Consider the following 18,243-nt stretch of genomic DNA (forward strand, 5'->3'; position numbering starts at 1 on the left):
AGCCATATTTAAGTAGAATCGCCCATTAAATTTAACTCGGGAAAGGAAAAAATGCAGGCGGATAAGTGGATATTTTACTCTTGCGTCGCGCTCATTACTATCGGTATCGTTTTTTCGCTCTCCTTGCCCGTTTTTACCGTGCTTTTCTTCAACTACGATCCTTATCATTTTTTCATCAGACAACTTGTCGTTGGGGCGATCGGGATATTTTTAATGTGGGGCATCTCGCGGCTTGACCCTGACAAATCCATGGTCTGGATCGGCTTTTGTCTATTTGGCTTTTGCGCTATCGCTATGGGAGCTATGCACGCGCTGCCTAGCTCGCTAGTCACCGATGCGGGCGGAGCCAAGCGCTGGATACGCTTGCCTGGCTTTTCTCTAGCGCCGGTGGAGTTTTTTAAGATCGGTTTCGTTTACTTTTTAGCATGGAGTTTCGCGCGCAAGATCGACGGTAGCAAAAAGAGCCTAAAGCAGGAATTTAAGCTCATTTTGCCTTATATGTTTTTGTTTTTGATAGCCGTTTATCTTATCGCCATCCTTCAAAACGACCTCGGTCAAGTCGTCGTTTTGGCGCTTACGCTCATCGTTATGATGCTTTTTGCCGGCACTAGCAAGCGGCTTTTCGTCATTGGCATGGCGGGCGCTTCGGTGCTTGCTATCGTGGCTATTTTTACGTCGGAACACCGCATATTACGTATAAAGTCATGGTGGGGCACGGTGCAAAATATGGTTCTTTCGCTTATGCCCGAAAGTATGGCAAATATGTTTCGCGTCGAGGGCGTGCCGGAGCCCTATCAGATCTCGCACTCGCTAAATGCCATAAAGCACGGCGGATTTTTCGGCGAGGGGCTAGGAGCTGGCGTGTTTAAGCTCGGATTTTTGAGCGAAGTGCACACGGACTTCGTACTTGCCGGTATCGCCGAGGAGGTTGGGGTGCTGGGGATACTCATCATCACGTCGCTTCTTTTGATTTTGCTTTTCCGCATCTTTCGCGTATCCTCAAGGAGCGAAAACAAAGTCTACCACCTCTTTACGCTCGGCGTCGGACTTCTCATATCGTTTTCGTTCATCATGAACTCATACGGCATCACCTCGATCACGCCTATCAAGGGCATCGCCGTGCCGTTTCTAAGCTACGGCGGCAGCTCGATCCTAGCGCTTTGCATAGGGGTCGGCATGGTGCTGATGGTGAGTAAAAAAGTAAAAGATTGAGCTTAAATTTGACTTGCGGCACGGTAAGGCAAATTTGAGCATTCTAAATTTAAACGGCAAGGAGTAAAATTTGACGCCTGAAAATTTAAAAGACAAAGTGCAAAATTTAGCTGAAATTTCACCGTCAAATTTGACTAGCGACGAAGCCCAAAACAAAGCTGTAGGCAGTCTGCAAAACGGCACTATCGTAATCTGCGGCGGCGGCACTGGCGGACACCTGGCTGTCGCAAAAGCCTTAAACGAAGAACTGGTATCGCGCGGATGTAGGACGATATTTGTAGGATCCAGTAGCGGACAGGACAAGATGTGGTTTGAAAACGACGCCGCATTTAGCGAGAAATTTTTCCTGCCCAGCAGCGGAGTTGTAAATAAAAAAGGACTAGGCAAGCTTTTTTCGCTTTTTAATATCCTAAATTTAGCCTTTAAATGCCGAAAAATCTTTAAGACCCAAGGCGTAAAAGCCGTCGTTAGCGTGGGCGGATACAGTGCGGCGCCTGCTGCATTTGCGGCGATTATATCGCGCAGGCCGCTTTTTATCCATGAGCAAAACGCCGTGATCGGCAATCTAAACAAGCTCCTAAAACCGCTCGCAAAGGGCTTTTTTAGCTCGTATTTTAAGCCTGTGTTTAGCTATCCCGTAGCGGAGAGATTTTTTAGCTCGGCTAGGCTTCGCAGCGAGCTAAAAACGGTGATATTTTTAGGCGGTTCGCAGGGTGCGGCGGCGATAAATTCGTTAGCCTTAAAGCTGGCTCCCGTTTTTAAAGAAAAAGGCGTAAAAATCATCCATCAATGCGGAAAAAACGCGCTTGAGAGCTTGCAAGGGGAGTATAAAAAGCTTGGTCTTAGCGGCGATGAGCTCGAACTTTTTGACTTTGATCCCAAAATAGAGCTTAAGATGAGCCGTGCCGATCTAGCGATAAGCCGCGCAGGGGCGGGTACGCTGTGGGAACTCACGGCAAATGCGCTACCTAGCGTATTTGTGCCTTATCCTTACGCCGCAAACAACCATCAGGTATTTAATGCGAAATTTCTCGTGGATCAAAATTTGGCCAAATTTTGCTTTCAAAAAGGCGGCGAGATCGATGCGGATGAGATGCTAAATTTGATAAACGAGATGGATATAGCGCAAATTTCAAGCCAGCTTTCCAAGCAGATAGATAACGGCGGCGCGGGAAAAATAGCGGATGAAATTTTAAAAGATATTTAAATTTACGGCAGAGCGTTAAATTTAAATATCTATTGGATTAATGCAAATTTGAAAACATGATTAAATTTGCCGCAGTTTAATCGCGCTAAATTTATAAAAAAATAATACAAAAAAACAAAAAGATTAGTTTATAAAATCATCTTTCAGCTCTCGCAGCTCGTAAACTAGATAGTGATACACGAGCTCGCCGGTTTGCAGGCTTTGACCGCTAAAAACCGGTTCTATCATCGCCGCGATCTTATCGCAAACGCTGATTATCTCGGCTAAAAGGAGCTGATCGCCTCTGCTTTTTGCTAAAAAAACAGAATAAAGTAAAAATTTATACGCCATCTTAAACTCGCCCAAAATCACGTTTGAGATGATGCTAGCCTGCATTTTTAGTAGTTTATCTAGTCTTGATTGCGCTTTGAGCAGCTCGGCTAGTTGCGTCTTTACGGCGCGCAGACGAGCCGCGTCTTTGTCAAAGAAGCTTCGTCTTTTGTATTTTTGCATGATGGCGCTTTGAGCTTGTAAAAGCTCGGTTATATCCTTGATGTTTTTCGCAGCGACTTGGAGTTTTTGATTTGCCGCCGTGCTTATGCCGTTTTTCTCGCTTTTTAGCGATATCTCTAGTAGTATCTGCGAGAGATAGGCGCTGACGTTAGCATAGTAGTCCTCATCATCAAAAACGGCCGAAAAATATCCGCTAGCCTTTGTCCCTCGCTCTTTGACCGCGCTTGCTAGAGCGCTAAACTGTGCGGCGCTCATGATCGCTTCTTGCGGTTTGATGTCCATTTTTTCAAGCTCGTTAAGCTCGTTTTTTAGCTTAATTATATCGCCCGAGATAGGATGCTGCCTCATATCTGTCCTCGCTGAAGTTTATGTACTAGCTCGTCGTAGCTGACGCCGGCACCGGCTAAAATTTGTCCCAGCAGCTTACCGGAAGCCTCCATGCCGCCGCTTTTTTCAGCCTCAAGCAGCCGTCTATATACGCCTTCGATAAATTTGACGCCTTCTGGATTTGGTTTGCGGCGGACGGAGTAGTAGCCGATGATCTCGCCGTTAGCGTCTAGCGAAGCCGTAATGTTAGCAAATACCCAGTAAAAGCCGCCGTCAAAGCTCTTGTTTTTAACGAACGCAAAGATTTCCTTCTTCGCCTTGATATGCTCCCACAGCAGCTTAAACACGATGCGCGGCATATCGGGGTGCCTGATGATGTTGTGCGGCTTGTGCAAAAGCTGCTCTTGCGTAGCGCCGACGATCTTTAAAAACGGCTGATTGCAGTAGGTTATCCTGCCCTTTAGATCGGTTTTTGATACGATAAAATCTTCTTCTTTTACGAAATATTCTTTATTCTCGTTCACTTTATACCTTAAATTTTTCGGCAATTATAACCAAATATTACGCAAATGTAGCTTACTAGCCTTTTCAAATTTAGCATTCGGCGAGCATGGTAAGCGTCTTTTAGGTTAAATTTTACGCCGTAAATTTAAGGGTAGGGCGAGCGGATTTTGGAGTGTAAATTTGAGCTTAAATTTAAAAAGCTCGGCGGCAAATTTAACTTCGCCGCCGAACCGAAATAAAATTTAAGCCCAAAAAAGGCTTAAATTTAGATCGCTTTTAGCAAAATTTTAGTTAGCTTTTTGCTAAACGCCGATGGATCGTCGATAGCGACGCCTTCGTTTAGCTTAGCCATATCCAAAAGCAGCTCCGCCGCATCATAGATCATCGCCTCGTTTTGAGATAGCTTTTCAAAGAGCTCGTGCTTTGGATTTATCTCCAGTATCGGCAAAATTTTACCCGCACTATGCCCCATCTGCTTTAGCATCATCTGCGTAGCGTAATCGGGATCATTTTTATCATAGACGATGACGGCGGCGCTTTCGCTTAGCCGCGAGCTTAGCTTCACGTCCTTGACCTCGTCTTTTAGTATCTCTTTCATCTTAGCTAGCAGCGCGGCGAATTTACCCTCGTCGGCTTCGCTTTTTTCAGACTTGATCTCGGCGTCGATATCGGTGTGATTTACCGCTTTTATCGGCGTTTTATCGTAGTCTTGGACCGTCGGCATGACGATAGAGTCTATCTCCTCGTCCATGATGAGTACTTCTATCCCTTCAGCCTTAAAGCTCTCCAAGAGCGGCGAATTTCTTAGCATCGTTTCGTTATTTCCGCTGATGTAGTAGATCGATTTTTGACCGTCTTTCATCGCGTCTTTGTACTCTTTTAGGCTGACTAGCCCCTCGCGCTTGCTTGATTTAAAGAGGCAAAGGTCTAAAATTTGCTCCTTTTCGCTGCTAAATCCGTAAAGCCCCTCTTTGATCACCTTGCCGAATATTTTATAAAATTTGATGTATTTTTCTCTATCTTTTTCTTTTAGCTTGGCTAGTTCGCCCAGGATTTTCTTGACGCTTTGCTCCCTTACGCTACGCATTATGCCGTTTTCTTGCAGGATTTCGCGACTGACGTTTAGCGGTAGATCCTCCACGTCGATGATACCGCGGACGAATCTAAGATAAGGCGGCAGCATCTCTTTGGCGTCGTCGCTGATAAATACGCTTTTGACGTAGAGTTTCACGCCGCTTTGATAGTCCACGCGAAATAGATCAAACGGCTCTGACGCCGGCACGAAAAATAGGGTAGTGTATTCGATCTTGCCCTCGGCTTTGGTGTGCACGTAAAGTAGCGGATCTTCGCTGTCGTGCGAAATTTGCTTATAAAAGTCGTTGTAGTCGGCGTCTTTTAGCACGCTTTTGCTCATTTTCCAAAGTGCGGAGGCTTTATTTATCTGCACGTTTCTGGTCTCGTACGAACCCTCTTTTTCGCTCTCTTTAGGCGCTACGTACTCTTCTTTATCCGCAAATATCGGATACGGGATGTGGTTGGAGTATTTTTTAACGATACTCTCTATGCGGTAGGACTCGGCAAACTCGTCGTCTTTTAGATAAAGCGTGATTGAGGTGCCGTGGCTATCTTTTTGCGCGGGCGAGATTTCGTAGGTTTTCGCATCCGAGCTCCACATAAAGGCCTCTTCGCCAAGCGCCTTTTTGCTCACGACTTCGATCTTGTCCGCAACCATAAATGCCGAATAAAACCCGACGCCAAACTGTCCGATGAGTGCGCTATCTTTTTTAGCTTGGCCGCTTAGTTTATCTAAAAAGCCCTTCGTACCGCTTCTAGCGATGGTGCCGAGGTTGTTTATCAGCTCGTTTTTGTCCATGCCGATGCCGTTATCGCTGATAGTTAGCGTCTTTTTCTCCTTGTCTATTTTGATATCGATTCGCGGGGAGTAGCTTAGACTTTTGTAAGCATCATCCGTGAGGCAGAGGTAGTTTAGCTTATCCAGCGCATCGCTCGCGTTTGAGATGAGCTCACGCAAAAATATCTCTTTGTTTGAATAAAGCGAGTGTATCATCAAATTTAACAGCTCGTTTACCTCGGTTTGAAATTCAAATTTTTCGCTCATTTTTTCGTCCTTTGTTTTTAAAATTTTTAGCAGATTATAGCACAAGGTGCTAAGAATATCTTTAAACTTGATACGATTACTATCAACTAATCTAAAATTTGTTTTTCAAATTTGACTCGCGGTTGAGACTAAAATTTGATGTTTGCTTGGACGGTAAATTCTGTCAAATTTGGAATTTGGATTTTTGGGTTTTTGAAATTTGAGCTTAAAAACTTTGGCGGCAAGTTTAAAATTTGATTTTAAACGCGGCCGATAAATTTGGATTTTGGTTTTAAATGCAGGCATTAAATTTGGGATTTGGGTTTTTGTAAATTTTGACGTCAGGTTTTTAAAATCGACTAAAATTTAAGCTTCAAAACCTCCGTCGCTTCGTAAATTTTCGCCTTTTTTCTTAAAAACTCGCACTCGCCCGCCCGCTCGCAAAGTCCGTTTTCTAGCAGAAATTTGACCGCCTCGGCGTTATCAAGCGCCAAATTCGTCTCTATAAAAAATCTAAGCCCGCCTTTGTTAAGCTCTTTTAAGCTTTTAATTTTTAAAAACTCCTCGAAATATCTCATTTTCTCGCGGTAAAATTCCCTAAATTTCACGCTTTTTCCAAACTGCGCCGCCTTTAAATTTACAGCCTCGCCAAACTTTAAAGTAGCGCCGTTTTCATAAGTAAAGGAGCGCATATTGACCGCGATTTGCAGCGCGATCTCCCTCATATCGGCGTTCATGCTAAGCAGCTCTTTAAAAATCCCAAAGCCGTCCACGCCGTAAATGCAGCTTAAAACAAATTTATCATTTGCATCCGCTCCGTGCCTAACCAGTAGCTTTACGAGGCGGATGATGTCAGCTTCGCTAAGATTGGACTTTTGTCCTGAGGGAAGTGGCGTCAGTGGCAAAGCGGAGTTGCAAATAGGGCTAGCAACGACGGTTTTGTAGTTTAGATCGGGCTTAAATTCGAGCGCTTTTTCTATCCGCTCAAAGTCGATTTTGCCCGTGTTATATATTTTAGCGTTAAATATAAAAGGCGTAAAAAGGCGGTCACAATACTCGCCCAGCTCGTCGTTTACGCGGTGCGGGTTTTGCCGCAAAAAATCCAAAATTTGGTCAAGCCCCGCATCTATCTGCTCGCTCGTAGCGTTTTCGTCGTAGAAAACCCTAAAATCAGGCACGGATTTTGGCTGCTCGCAAATTTTGACCACTTCGTCTTAATCTAGCGCAAAAAGCGGCGCAAATAAAAAGAGCAGGGCGAGCGGCAAAAATCGTAAAGAAATTTTCATCATCCATCCTTAAATTTACATACGCCGCAGTAAAATTTGAGTCTAAATCCAGCGGACTAAATTTGAAGCGGTAAATTTAACGTAGGCCGTCTTGTTTAAATTTGCCCTTAAATTTAGCTTCATGCCGCTTGCTTACCGCGTTATGCTATCTAACTTCGTTTATCAGCTTTAGGCTCTCTTTTGCATCGTAACGGGTCGCGTACTTTTTGAGATTTTCGCACGAAGTTTGTAAATTTTCTTGCTTGCAAACGCCGTTTTTTAGCAGAAACTTAACCATATCCTCGCTATCTAAGATCGCGGCTAGTTTTGTAAAAACTTCCAGTTCTTTAGCCTCAAATTTGCTAAGCGGCTCAAATTTTAGCAGCTCCTCGAGGTAGCGCATTTTATCGCGGTAAAACTCGGTAAATTTTGCGGTTTTTGCAAACTGCCTTATTTTTGGATCAAGCGGAGCGTTTGCGATCGGCGAGGCGCCGTTTTGACCCATAAAAATAGCCATCCCGCCAACCACGCAAAGCATCGTTTCTTTGTTGCCGCGCGCGCCTTTGCTAAGAAGGTGGCTAAAAATCTCAAACGCTTCGGCATTGCAAGCCGTGCGCAAAAGCTCGGGCGAGCCGATATCCGCGCCGTTTGTTACGAGCAGGTCGATGAGTCGTATTGCTTCTTTTTGATCGAATTTATATTTGCCGTTAGGATCTATGCCAAGCGCTATAACCGCGTCAATAGGCGTGAAAATCATAAATTTGTAGTTAAGACCTGGCTTAAATTTGAGTACTTTTTCTATGCGTTCAAAGTCGAATTTGCCCGTTTTTATGATTTTTAAGTTGTAGATAAACGGCGAAAAAAGACGGTCGTTAAATTCGCCGTATTCGTCGTTTATGCGGTGCGGGTTTGCGATAAAAACTCCAAAATTTGATCAAGACCCGCGTCTATTTGCTCGCTCCTAGCGTTTTCGTCATAAAAAATCTCAAAATCAGGCTCCGGCAAATTTAAAGCAAATAAAATTTGAGCTAAAACCATAAATATAACGGCGTACTTTTTCATAAATCCTCCTAAATTTACGGCTTTTACGAGGCGGTCAAATTTAGCTAGCGGATTTAAGGGCTAAATTTGCTCGCGGTAAATCTGGTTCAAATTTTAGCTGAAAAGTTCGTCAAATTTACGCGTGAGGCAAAATTTACGATAAAGCAACGCTTTAAATCGCCGCTTTTTGCCTCTCGTTATCTAGCGTTTCTTGCATTTTCGCCCTTGCGTTTTCTAGCCACTCGGGCTCGGCGGTGTCGATGAGATCTAGGCAGATGATTTTGATTTTGCCGTTTTTAAAGCTAAAATTTTTTACATCCAAGATATCCGAACCCGCGATCACGATGGGCTGGATTTTTAGATTTAGCTTGTCGGCGATGATTTTCGCACCGCCTTTAAACGGCAAAAGCTCCTTTGAGTGCGAGCGCGTTCCTTCTGGGAAAATCGCCAGCACGCGCCCTTTTTCGACGCGGTCCTGCGCGTCCTTTACGAGCTTGATGAGCGAGCGTTTATTCTCGCGCTCGACTGAGATCATTTGCGGCACGTGGATGATCTGTCCGATGACGGGCAGGTCGGCAATCTCTTTTTTGGCAATCCAGCAGAGATTTTTAGGATAGACTTCTTCTAAAACGACGATATCTAGCATGCTTTGGTGGTTCATGATGATCATATTTGCGCGCTCGTCAAATTTGCCGACGACTTCGAGCGAGTAAAAACCGAAAAATCGCTGACTCCTGCCCCAAAATTTCCTTACGGCGTGGATGTATTTTTTAAAAAGCCACATGAAAAACACGACCAAAAGTATGCTGATCAAAAACTCGACCGCGAAATACGCGGCCTTTATCCTAGAAAATATCATCTTTTTTCACCCAGCCTATCTTGCCGTCGTCTAGTAAAATTTTGACGTAATCCTCGCGTTCGCCGAGGATCTCGACCTTTTCCTCCGCTTTTGAGGTATAAAATACGCTCGAGTTTTGCGTAGGTAAAATTTTTACGTTTATATTTTGCCTTAGCGTCGCGCCGCCAAACGGGTTGTAGCTGTAAAGGATATAAGCTCCAAGGCCGACTACCACGACGAGGAATATCGCATCGCGCTTAAACAAAAACGTGATCAAAAATATACCAAAAAGCGCGTAAACTCCGATATTTTTGTAAATTTCAAATTTGCTTTGCTTTGGATTTAGTCCGATTTGCGTGCTGATCTCGTCGTCCTCCACGACTACCGGGAGCGAAAAGCTCACAAAATCTTTTTTGGCGAGGCTGAAGTAGTTAAAATCGATCGAGGTTTTTTCGGGCGAAAATATCGCGAAATAATATCCGCTTTGCGCGTCAAATTCGCCGCTTGTAGAGTCCACGCCTTGTTTGATGATGTCCTTATCCTCGATGAAAAAGTCCGCTATATTGCCTTTTTGTGCGTTTACTTCGACGATCATGATGAGATTTTTGTCGTCAAATTTGTTGGTTTTGTATTTTTTGACTTCGAGATTTTGAGCGACGACGTGGTTGTATTTCTCGCCGCTTTTTAGCGCTACGATTTTAGGTAGCGAAAGCGTCAAATTTGCCGTCTGGAAAAACTCGCCGTTACGCTTTAAATTTACCGTGATTTTTGGATTTTGCACGGCTTGAGCGGAAGCCTCTGCGTAAATTTGAGCCCTATGAACGCCCTTGCCGTCGTTATCCCAGCGCAAATTTGAGCTTAACCATTTTAGATTTTCGGTTTCAGGCAAGATGGTTTGCAAATCAACCGCGATATTATCCTGGATATCGACCGAAAGCGTAAAGCTAAAAATTTGCCCGACGTAGACTTGCTTTGGCGCGTTTAGAGCCTTGATAATGATATCGTTTGGCTGCACGCGCTCGTATAGTTGGCTGTCTTTTAAATTTAACTCAGGTTCGTTCGTAGGAGCGATATTTTGCGGGATAGGCTGGCGCAGATGCGTGCCGCCTTGGTTGCTTACGGTTTGGCTTTGCGTTGCGGGGGTTCTGTTTTGAGTAGCCGCGCTTTGCGTCTGGGCAGGAGTTCTATTTTGCGCGCTTGGCGCTTTGTTTTGTAAATTTGGCTTTTGTGCGGGCGTTTGCGGAGCAGGCTTGATCACTTTTTGGCTTTGCTCGTCGCCCATCATATCAAATACGCTAGGCTCGGTGGCTGTGCAAGCTAAAACAAATATAGTAAAAAAGGCTAAAAAGGGCTTTAGCAAACTAGCCCTTTTAGCATCTTTAATCCATCGTCCGTACCCAAAAACTTCTCGCAGGCGCGCTCTGGGTGAGGCATGAGACCGAATATCTTTTTGTTCTTATCGCAAATTCCAGCCACCTCGTCGACCGAGCCGTTTGGATTTAGCGCGGCGCCGTTTGCGTCGCAGTATTTTAGCAGGACCTGATCGTTGTCGTAGAGACCTTTTAACGTCGTCTCGTCGGCGTAAAAGTTACCCTCGCCGTGAGCGATCGGGATGTTTACGATCTCGCCTACGCTTAAATTTGAGAGAAATTTATTTGCGTTAGAGATCACTTTTAGGTGGTGGTATTTTGAGATGAAGCTTAAATTTTCGTTTCGTCTCATTGCGCCCACGAGTAGTTTTAGCTCGCACAGCATCTGAAATCCGTTGCAAATACCAAGCACGTATCCGCCTTTTTGGGCGTGTTTTACGACTGCGCTCATCGCGGGGCTAAATTTAGCGATAGCCGCCGTGCGCAGGTAGTCGCCGTAGCTAAATCCGCCCGGAAGTACGATTAGATCGGCATTTATCTCGCTTTCTTTGTGCCAGATTATCTGCGTCTGGCACCCCAAAAGCTCAAAAGCGTACTTTGTATCTTGCTCGCAGTTCGTGCCTGGAAACAAAACGATGGCGACTTTCATTTTGCGCTCTCGCATTTATCGTTCAAATTTATCTCGTAGTCCTCGATGACGGTGTTTGCGAGTAACTCCTCGCACATTTTGGTGAGCTCCTTGCGCGCTTCGTCTTTGCTTGCGGCGTTTATTTCCAGTATGATTTGTTTGCCTATTCGCACGCCGCTTACGTTGTTAAATCCAAGCGAGCCAAGCGCGTGCTCGACAGCCTTTCCTTGCGGATCTAAAACGCCGTTTTTTAGGGATACGTTGATGATAGCTTTCATTTTAAACCTTAGATAAAATTCTTTTTAAAACTTCTTCGTAGGCGACTTTTACGTTACCGAGATCTTGGCGAAATCTGTCTTTATCGAGTTTTTCGTTCGTAGTCGCGTCCCAAAAGCGGCAGCTATCCGGACTGATCTCGTCTGCTAGAAGGATATTTCCGTCCTTATCGACGCCAAATTCCACTTTAAAATCGACTAATTTTAAGTTTCTGTCTGCGAAAAATTTAAAGAGGATAGCGTTTATCTCGCGACCCATATGCTTTAGTCTGTTAAGGTCGTTTTCGCTCTTAACTAAGCCCATGATTAGGCAGTGTTCGTCGTTTACGAGCGGATCGTGCAGGTCGTCGTTTTTGTAGTAAAACTCTACCAATGGAAACGACAAAACCGTGCCTTCTTTTATCGCAAGGCGCTTTGTTAGCGAGCCGGTAGCGATGTTTCTCACGACCACTTCAAGCGGGATGATTTCGCATTTTTTCACGAGCTGTTCGGTGTCGCTTAGAGTTTCGACCAGGTGAGTCGGTATGCCTTTTTCTTTTAAAAGATTAAAAAGCTGCGTCGAAATTTTGTTATTTAGCGCGCCCTTGCCGGCTTCATTGCCTCTTTTTTGCGCATCAAAGGCGGTTAGGTCGTCCTTAAATTCCGCTATTAGCAAGTTCGCATCGTCCGTTGCGAACATCTTTTTTCCCTTACCCTCGTAGATCAGCTCTTTTTTTTGCATTTTTGCACTCCTTATTTTAGCTGTAAAATTTTGATCGCGTCAATCGCCGATTTTAGCTGTATATCGTCGTTTACGTTAGCCTCGGTTATTATAGTCTTATTATCCGTGATTTTCGTAGAGTTTTTGTCGCTATTTGCGTCTATTTTGCTCAGTTCGTTGGTTAGGTGTTTTTTTAGTTCGCTCTCTTTTATAGAAAAGGCATTTTCGTCATGCTGAGGCACTTTACCAGGAAATACGATAATATCAGGCTCCACGCCCGTTGCTTGTATAGTGCGGCCGCTAGGCAGATAGTAGCGAGCTATCGTTAGGCGGATAGCCTCTTTGTCATCGACTGGCAGGATGATCTGCACGCTACCTTTACCGAACGTCTTTTCACCGATAACAACGGCTCGTTTGTGGTCTTGTAGCGATCCGCTCACGATCTCGCTCGCGCTCGCGCTTCCACCGTTAACTAGCACCGCAAGCGGTAAATTTGTGATTTTATTTGCTCTCGCGGCTTTAAATTCGCTATTTTCGCTCTCGTTTCTGCCCTTTTGAGATACGATCACACCGTTATCTATAAACAAATTCGTCAGTCCGACCGCTTGGTTTAAAAGTCCGCCCGGGTTGTTTCGAAGGTCAAGGATGATGCCTTCCGCTTTTGGATATTTTTTGATAAATTCCTCTGCCTTTTCGGTTACGTGCTTATCAAAATTCGTCACGCGAAGATAGAGGATGTTGTCTTTTTCGATCATCTTTGCGTAAACGGACTCGACCGAGATGATGTCGCGCACGAGCTTCACGTCAAACGGTTTTTGCTCGCCTTTTCGCACGATAGTTATCGTGATAGGCGTCTTTGGTTTGCCGCGCATTTTATTTACCGCTTCGTCTATGGTAGTGCCTAGAGTCGCGTTTCCGTCGATGCGAAGTATGATGTCGCCGCTTTTTATGCCGGCTTTATCCGCAGGCGTATTTTCGATAGGCGAGATGACGGTTAGCGCGCCGTCTTTCATACCGACCGTGATGCCAAGGCCGCCAAATTCCCCGTTTGTCTGCACTTGCATATCTTTAAACGCCTTTTCGTTTAAAAATCCGGAATGCGCGTCGAGGTTGTTCAAAAGCCCCTCTATAGCTTTATCCACGATCTCTTTAAACTGTAAATCATCAACATAGTATTTTTCGATAGTAGAAATGGTTTTTGTAAGTTTTGAGAGCGATTGTAGTTTAGAATTTGAGCCGTCCTCGGTGGCTTTAGCATTTAAATTTGCGCTAAAAACCGCTCCGAAAATCATCGCGCCCGCAACGCTCGAAAACAAAAACATCTTTTTTTTATTCAAAGTTAATCTCCTGCCTTTTTAGTGGGGGTATTTTAGTTAAATTTGCCTAAAAATAGGATAAAAGATTTAATAAAATTTAATTTTATTTCGTAAGTATTTATATTGTATCACTTAGATAACTTGACAATAATCGACTAAAGTTATATAATACGCTCAATATAAACTAAAGGAGAAAAAATGGCGAATTTAGGCGAAAATTTAACCGCACAAATGCAAGAGCTGGTAGAAAAGGGCGTCGCGCTAGCGATACATGCGAAAAATCCGCAAACGTTTCCGCTTCACTTGCTTTGGGCTCAGGTCGCAGATAGCGGCTCGCTACTCAACCAAGTCTTTAACAAAATGAACGTCGGCAAGGATGCGGTGGAACTTGAAGTAAAAAGCAAAGCCGCGCAGCTACCGACAAGCTCAAACGTGAGCAAAGAAAACGTGCAAATTTCAAAGGAGCTCATAAACTCTCTTGAAAGCGCAAAAGCTCTGATGGTGAGCATGGGAGATAGCTATATCGCGGTAGATACGTGGATTATCTCGGCGCTTGAGCTGCCTGAGATCAAGCAAATTTTAGGCAAATTTACCGACGTTTTAGAAATCCGTAAAAATTTAGAAAGCATCAGGGCAGGGCGCAAGATAGATAGCCAAACCAGTGACGAGACGCTAGATAGTCTTGAAAAGTACGGTATCGATCTAACCGCAAAGGCGCTAAATAAGGAGCTTGATCCGGTTATCGGGCGCGATGAGGAGATCACGCGCATGATGCAAATTTTAATAAGAAAAAGCAAGAATAATCCTATTTTATTAGGCGAGCCGGGCGTGGGTAAAACCGCTATCGTAGAGGGCTTAGCGCAAAAAATCGTGGCAAAAGACGTACCCACTAGTCTAGCAAACAAACGCGTAGTAGCACTCGATATGAGCGCGCTGATCGCGGGCGCAAAATACCGCGGCGAGTTTGAAGACAGGTTAAAAGCCGTCATAAACGAGGTAAAAAGCGCTGGAAATATCATCCTGTTTATCGACGAGATCCACACCATCGTGGGTGCTGGCGCTAGCGAAGGCAGCATGGATGCGGCAAATATCCTAAAACCGGCGCTTGCTAGAGGCGAGCTGCACGCCGTAGGCGCTACGACGCTAAAAGAGTACCGCAAGTATTTTGAAAAAGACGCTGCGTTGCAACGCCGCTTTCAGCCTATCGACGTAAAAGAACCTAGCGTAAACGAAGCGCTTCAAATTTTACGCGGCATAAAAGAGCGCCTCGAGGTGCACCACGGCGTGACGATCACCGATAGCGCGCTGGTCGCGGCGGCAAAGCTAAGCGACCGCTATATCTCAAACCGCTTCTTGCCCGATAAAGCGATCGATCTCATCGACGAGGCCGCAGCCGAGCTCAAAATGCAGATAGAAAGCGAGCCGTACGAACTCGCCCGCATCAAGCGCGAGATCGTAACGCTACAAGTCGAAAAAGAGGCGCTAAAAATGGAAGACGAGGCCAAAAACGCCGCTCGCCTAAGCGAAATCGAAAAAGAAATCGCAGATCTAAACGAACAAAAACACGCTCTTGACGGTAAATTTGAAAACGAAAAGGCGGTTTTCGGCGGTATCTCAAAAGCAAAAAAAGAGATAGATAGCCTAAAAAGCGAGGCCGAGATAGCGCGTAGAAACGGCGATCTGCAGCGCGCGGCCGAGATAGAATACGGCAAAATTTTAGAAGCGGCCAACCGCCAAAAAGAGCTCGAAAAAAAATGGGACGAGATGAAAAAATCAGGCGTGCTGCTCAAAAATCAGGTCGATGAGGAGCTGGTGGCTGAAATACTAAGCAAATGGACGGGAATTTCAGTCAGCAAAATGCTAACTAGCGAAAAGCAAAAATATCTGATGATCGAGGAGCATTTGCGCGAAAGCGTCGTCGGTCAGGATGCCGCGCTGCACGCTCTAGCAAGAGCCATCAAGCGAAACAAAGCGGGCCTAAACGAGGGCGCGCGGCCGATCGGATCGTTTTTGTTTTTAGGGCCTACGGGCGTGGGTAAAACGCAGTCGGCGAAGGCTTTGGCTAAATTTTTATTTGACGACGAGCGCGCGCTCATACGCTTTGATATGAGCGAATACATGGAAAAACACAGCGTCTCTCGCCTGCTCGGAGCGCCTCCCGGATATGTGGGTTACGACGAGGGCGGACAGCTAACCGAGGCCGTGCGAAGACGTCCGTATAGCGTCATACTTTTTGACGAGATAGAAAAAGCTCACAAGGACGTGTTTAACGTGCTTTTAGGCATCCTAGACGACGGAAGGGCGACTGATAATAAAGGCGTGACGGTCGATTTTAAAAACACGATCATCATCCTCACGTCCAACATCGCGTCGAATTTCATCATGGATCTAAAAGGCGAGGAGCGCGAGCAAGCGGTCAAAAACGAGCTTAAAAACTACTTTAAACCCGAGTTTTTAAACCGTCTTGACGACACGATAATCTTTAATCCGCTCGATGAAGACGGACTAATAAAAATCGTAGATATAATGTTTAAAGAGCTTGAAAAAACGCTGCAAAATCGCGGTATCAAGGCAAGCCTAAGCGAAGAAGCAAAGAAATTTATCGCAGGCGCGGGCTTTGACATCGTTTACGGCGCTAGACCTTTGCGCCGAGCTCTTTACGAGCTAGTGGAAGACCCGCTAGCCGATATGATCCTGTGCGACGAGCTTGAAAGCGGCGATGAAATCGTAATCGGTAGCGACAAAGAAAAAATAACGATCTCTAAAATTTAAACCAAATTTGCGGTCGCGTTTCAGGCGCGGCCGTTTTTATTCTCCCGTCAAATTCTTTAAATTTAGCCGCGCAATTATCTTATGTATAGACTGCTCAAATTTAAAAACAGCATACTGACTCGCAAGCGGCGAATAAATTTAGTTAAATTTCAAATTTAGCAAGTTCGCGCACCGTTAGAAGTCCGGGTCAAATTTACCAAAACCGCTCAAATTTAGCGGCTATTCTCCGCTTAGCTCCTCGGCTACCTGTGCGGCGAGTTTTAGCTTTTCGCTATCAAAATGCGTGTAAATGCGCGAAGTGTTTAGGCTCGCGTGTCCGAGCGCTTCTTGCACCAAAACCAGGTCTTTTTGCTTTTTGTAAAGCATCGTGGCAAAGGTATGGCGCAGCATGTGAGCACCGTTTTTTTCCTTACGGATTCCGGCTTTAAAGAGTATCTGCTCGACAATGCGGCTCACATATGCCTGCGTTAGACGCGTGCCTTTTTTGTTGATAAAAAGATAGCCTTCTTTATTTATATAGTTTATCGCGATCGCGTCTAGGTGGGCTTCGATGAGGCGGCGCTTGATCATGACGACGCGGTATTTGTTGCCTTTGCCGCGGATTCTTATGACGTAGAGCTCGCCGTCCTCGGCTATGTCTTTGCGCTTTAGGCTTAGCGCCTCGCTCACGCGGATGCCGGTGAAAATGATAATTTTGATGATGAGCTTGTTACGATTGGCATTGCTTTTAAAGTCCGCATTTTCGATCGCCTCCAAAAATCTCTTGACCTCATCCTCGCTCATAAACTCAGGCAGCTTTTGCCCGCGCGCTCCGCCCACGCCGCCCCAGTTTTTTAGCTCGATGTCAAAGACGTGCGCCTTGCCGTCCTCTTCGTTTTGCTTATCCAAAAATGCGAAAAAATTTATCGCGCTTATGCGGTAGTTTTTCTTGCTCGCGTCGCTAAGTCCGCCCGTGACGCTAGCCAGCACCTCGCTTAGCAGCTCTTCGTCGATCTGCTTTAGGCTCTCCAGCTCGTAAAATTTGAGCGTCTCGAATATCTTTTTAAGCGGATTAAAGTATGTATTTATACCCGTTAGCCCCGCGTTTCTAGCCGATTTTACGAGGCCGTCGAGCTGATCGATGTTTTTTATCTCGCGGCTAAGAGCGAAATTTACGCTTACTAGCGCCTTTGGGTCGCGAAGTTCTTTGTTTGAGAGCGAGCTAAGCTTAAATTTGACGTATCTCGTGAGCCAAAATATAAACGAGTTTTCAAAACCATCCTTGCAATCAAGCGCGTATTTCAAGATCTTTTCCTTAAATTTATAAAAATTTGAAAAGCATTATAACCAAACGCTTCTAAAAAATAAATTTTTGGGTAATCTAAAAAACACTTTTAATTAAAATATTAATATTATCATTTAAGTTAAATTGTGATAAAGTTACGAAACCATTTTGATTCAAAGGAGAAAAAATGCAATCAACGCTAGGTTCGCGTCGTAGCTTTATCGCTGCGGCGGGTGTTTTTATAGCGGCAACCGCGCTCAGGGCCGCTACGAATACTTTTGAAAAAACCAAAGGTCCGCGCTACGGCATGGTCATCGATCTTACGCGCTGCGTGGGCTGTCAGTCTTGCACGATGAACTGCTCTATGGAAAACAACGTCCAAGCAGGCGCCTTTAGGACGATCGTTTCGGAGTACGAAGCTAGCGACAAAGACGGCAACCGCGCCGTTATCGCCTCGCTACCGCGCCTTTGTAATCACTGCGAAAATCCCGCCTGTATCGACGTTTGTCCGACGGGAGCGAGCTACCAAAGAAGCAACGGCATCGTCAAAGTAAATAGCGCCGAGTGTATCGGCTGCGCGCTTTGCGCCGAGGCCTGTCCGTATCACGCCAGATACCTTAGCATGCAGACCTATAAAGTCGATAAATGCACCTTCTGCGACCACAGACTGCGCGAGGGATTGCTACCTGCGTGCGTGGAGACCTGCGTGGGCGGAAGCCGCATAATAGGCGATCTAAACGACGAAAACTCAAATATTAGAAAATTTTTAGCCACCCACGAGACGATGGTGCTAGATAGTCCGAAAAACACGCATCCGCAGGTTTTTTACCACGGCGTAAGCGAAATTTTGGCTAAAAACGATAAGGAGTTGCTGGCTAAAAACGGCTACAAGCAAGCGATCAGCTGGAGCGAAGAGATCGCGCTGTAAGGAGAA

General features: G+C 45.3%; 17 protein-coding genes. 4 read left to right on the forward strand and 13 right to left on the reverse strand.

Features of this window, described 5'->3' with window-relative positions:
• Nucleotides 1-51: 51 nt before the first annotated feature.
• Together RWM02_RS01315 and RWM02_RS01320 are read left to right on the forward strand one after the other, a co-directional pair.
• On the forward strand, nt 52-1,212 hold the full coding sequence (locus RWM02_RS01315; RefSeq protein WP_122862977.1) for an FtsW/RodA/SpoVE family cell cycle protein: 1,161 nt from the start codon (nt 52-54) through the stop codon (nt 1,210-1,212).
• A gap of 169 nt (nt 1,213-1,381) precedes the next feature.
• Nucleotides 1,382-2,419, forward strand: coding sequence for a UDP-N-acetylglucosamine--N-acetylmuramyl-(pentapeptide) pyrophosphoryl-undecaprenol N-acetylglucosamine transferase (locus RWM02_RS01320; protein ID WP_390887712.1), 1,038 nt, complete (start codon nt 1,382-1,384; stop codon nt 2,417-2,419).
• A gap of 123 nt (nt 2,420-2,542) precedes the next feature.
• Here RWM02_RS01320 and RWM02_RS01325 read toward each other — a convergent pair whose 3' ends face one another.
• From RWM02_RS01325 to RWM02_RS01380, 12 genes are all read right to left on the reverse strand, one after another.
• Complete coding sequence (locus RWM02_RS01325) at nt 2,543-3,259, reverse strand: imidazole glycerol phosphate synthase (protein ID WP_122862978.1); 717 nt, start codon at nt 3,257-3,259, stop codon at nt 2,543-2,545.
• Entirely contained in the window at nt 3,256-3,762 is a 507-nt protein-coding gene (locus RWM02_RS01330) for a PAS domain-containing protein (protein ID WP_314068613.1), read from the reverse strand. Before RWM02_RS01330 ends, RWM02_RS01325 begins: the two co-directional genes overlap by 4 nt.
• Before the next feature lie 245 nt (nt 3,763-4,007).
• Nucleotides 4,008-5,861, reverse strand: coding sequence for a molecular chaperone HtpG (gene htpG / locus RWM02_RS01335; RefSeq protein ID WP_314068615.1), 1,854 nt, complete (start codon nt 5,859-5,861; stop codon nt 4,008-4,010).
• A gap of 338 nt (nt 5,862-6,199) precedes the next feature.
• A complete protein-coding gene (locus RWM02_RS01340) occupies nt 6,200-7,048 on the reverse strand; it encodes a hypothetical protein (protein WP_314068616.1) in 849 nt (282 codons plus the stop codon).
• A gap of 223 nt (nt 7,049-7,271) precedes the next feature.
• Nucleotides 7,272-7,862: a hypothetical protein gene (locus RWM02_RS01345; RefSeq protein WP_314068617.1), complete on the reverse strand. Its 591-nt coding sequence runs from the start codon at nt 7,860-7,862 to the stop codon at nt 7,272-7,274.
• Between the two features lie 137 nt (nt 7,863-7,999).
• A complete protein-coding gene (locus tag RWM02_RS01350) occupies nt 8,000-8,167 on the reverse strand; it encodes a hypothetical protein (RefSeq protein WP_314068619.1) in 168 nt (55 codons plus the stop codon).
• A gap of 151 nt (nt 8,168-8,318) precedes the next feature.
• Nucleotides 8,319-9,005 (reverse strand): lysophospholipid acyltransferase family protein, encoded by a 687-nt coding sequence (locus RWM02_RS01355; protein ID WP_314068620.1) that lies wholly within the window; start codon nt 9,003-9,005, stop codon nt 8,319-8,321.
• Nucleotides 8,992-10,344 carry an SH3 domain-containing protein gene (locus RWM02_RS01360; RefSeq protein ID WP_314068621.1) on the reverse strand — a complete coding sequence of 451 codons (1,353 nt, stop codon included), beginning with the start codon at nt 10,342-10,344 and terminating at the stop codon, nt 8,992-8,994. Before RWM02_RS01360 ends, RWM02_RS01355 begins: the two co-directional genes overlap by 14 nt.
• Entirely contained in the window at nt 10,338-11,003 is a 666-nt protein-coding gene (gene purQ, locus RWM02_RS01365; RefSeq protein WP_122862984.1) for a phosphoribosylformylglycinamidine synthase subunit PurQ, read from the reverse strand. Before purQ ends, RWM02_RS01360 begins: the two co-directional genes overlap by 7 nt.
• Nucleotides 11,000-11,260, reverse strand: a complete 261-nt coding sequence (gene purS / locus RWM02_RS01370) for a phosphoribosylformylglycinamidine synthase subunit PurS (protein ID WP_314068623.1) — start codon at nt 11,258-11,260, stop codon at nt 11,000-11,002. Before purS ends, purQ begins: the two co-directional genes overlap by 4 nt.
• A 1-nt stretch (nt 11,261) precedes the next feature.
• The gene (gene purC / locus RWM02_RS01375; RefSeq protein ID WP_314068625.1) at nt 11,262-11,978 is read right to left on the reverse strand and encodes a phosphoribosylaminoimidazolesuccinocarboxamide synthase; all 717 of its coding nucleotides are present in this window, start codon (nt 11,976-11,978) and stop codon (nt 11,262-11,264) included.
• Between the two features lie 11 nt (nt 11,979-11,989).
• A complete protein-coding gene (locus RWM02_RS01380) occupies nt 11,990-13,249 on the reverse strand; it encodes a S41 family peptidase (protein ID WP_462804022.1) in 1,260 nt (419 codons plus the stop codon).
• A gap of 222 nt (nt 13,250-13,471) precedes the next feature.
• Here RWM02_RS01380 and RWM02_RS01385 point away from each other — a divergent pair, with 222 nt between their 5' ends.
• Nucleotides 13,472-16,045 (forward strand): ATP-dependent Clp protease ATP-binding subunit, encoded by a 2,574-nt coding sequence (locus RWM02_RS01385; RefSeq protein WP_314068627.1) that lies wholly within the window; start codon nt 13,472-13,474, stop codon nt 16,043-16,045.
• 219 nt (nt 16,046-16,264) lie between these two features.
• Here the strand turns inward: RWM02_RS01385 and RWM02_RS01390 are convergent, their stop codons facing one another.
• Nucleotides 16,265-17,329, reverse strand: coding sequence for a tyrosine-type recombinase/integrase (locus RWM02_RS01390; RefSeq protein WP_314068629.1), 1,065 nt, complete (start codon nt 17,327-17,329; stop codon nt 16,265-16,267).
• Nucleotides 17,330-17,496: 167 nt separating this feature from the next.
• On the opposite strand from RWM02_RS01390, the gene dsrO reads away from it, so the two are divergent.
• Complete coding sequence (gene dsrO, locus RWM02_RS01395) at nt 17,497-18,237, forward strand: sulfate reduction electron transfer complex DsrMKJOP subunit DsrO (RefSeq protein WP_314068631.1); 741 nt, start codon at nt 17,497-17,499, stop codon at nt 18,235-18,237.
• Nucleotides 18,238-18,243 lie beyond the last annotated feature (6 nt).

This window comes from Campylobacter showae (genome assembly GCF_963515975.1).
In the GTDB taxonomy this organism is placed as follows: Bacteria; Campylobacterota; Campylobacteria; order Campylobacterales; family Campylobacteraceae; genus Campylobacter_A; species Campylobacter_A showae_F.